General features: G+C 41.6%; 2 protein-coding genes. Both read right to left on the bottom strand.

What is annotated here, in order from left to right:
* Nucleotides 1–158: 158 nt before the first annotated feature.
* Complete coding sequence (locus tag GMD1S_RS07995; protein WP_000762165.1) at nt 159–1,007, bottom strand: DegV family protein; 849 nt, start codon at nt 1,005–1,007, stop codon at nt 159–161.
* Nucleotides 1,008–1,009: 2 nt separating this feature from the next.
* On the bottom strand, nt 1,010–1,132 hold a 123-nt coding region (locus GMD1S_RS07990), incomplete at its 5' end, for a DUF1149 family protein (RefSeq protein WP_008280726.1).

Below are 1,132 nucleotides of genomic sequence, written 5' to 3'. Positions count from 1 at the left end.
TTCCAGGCGTGTTCAATTATCAAGATACAAAGGACGTTAGCTGCCCATGAAAAATAAGGAATGGCGCTGACTTTCTACGAAAGGCAAGACAGGCATCTTTTTTCAAGAGGCAGGTAGGCCGTGTTCAATTGCTAAGATACAAAGCTTGTAAGAACAATTTAGACGATTGGTGTATAGCTCAAGGCGATACTACCTTCTCCAAGGTGGGTCCCAATGACACTCCCAAAGGTATTAATTGGAATCTCAGAAGTCACACCACTCTCCATCAAAAGCTGGCGCAAATCCACTGCCTTTTGAGGAGCATTGCCATGGATGACTGTTATACGGTAGTCCCCATCTTTTGTCAACTCCTTGATGATTTCCACCAAACGTTTGATTGCCTTCTTTTCCGTACGAACTTTTTCGTAAACTTCAATCACACCTTGGTCATTAAAGTAAAGGATAGGCTTGATACTGAGGAGATTCCCTAAGATAGCTGCCCCATTTGACAAACGTCCTCCTTTAACCAAGTGGTCGAGGTCATCTACTATGATAAAGGCTGAATTATCAGCAATTTGGATCCCCAACTTCTCCTGAATCTGGGCAAAATCATCACCTTGTTCTGCCCATTCAAAAGCACTCTCTACCATAAATCCTAGAGGGGAACTGGTGATATGGGTATCTGGAAAGGCAATGGTCAAGCCATCATACTCATCCAACATGTATTGGATGTTCTGATAAAAGCCTGAAATTCCTGACGAAAGAAAGAGTCCCAAGACATGGGTATAACCCTCGTCTTTCAAAGAACTAAGAATCTCATCCAATTTGGCAATACTTGGTTGGCTAGTTTTAGGCAATTCTACAGACTGAACCATTTTTTGATAAAATTCCTCAGCAGTCAGATTGACACCTTCAACATACTCCTCCCCATCAATGTTAACAGGAATATCCAAGATAAATAGATTCTCTCTTTGCAGCGTCTTCTCCTCTAAATAGGCTGAAGAATCTGTAATGACAGCTAATTTCATGACTAAAACTCCAAATTGATCCCTGGAAGATCCAAGGCGATTTCTGTTACTTCATACGTCAAACGATTGAGCATGTTCAAACATGGACGTGCCAAGGTTTCGACTTCTTCTTGGTTAAATTCGCT

Origin of the sequence: Streptococcus sp. GMD1S (assembly GCF_000296875.1) — a bacterium.
Taxonomy (GTDB): Bacteria; Bacillota; Bacilli; order Lactobacillales; family Streptococcaceae; genus Streptococcus.
Note: the sequence above shows the minus strand (reverse complement) of the source record. Positions and strands in the feature narration are given on the sequence as shown.

Excerpts from the sequence above, each read along its gene's own strand:
- GMD1S_RS07995 (WP_000762165.1), bottom strand. The coding sequence starts at position 1,007 with ATGAAATTAGCTGTCATTACAGATTCTTCAGCCTATTTAGAGGAGAAG.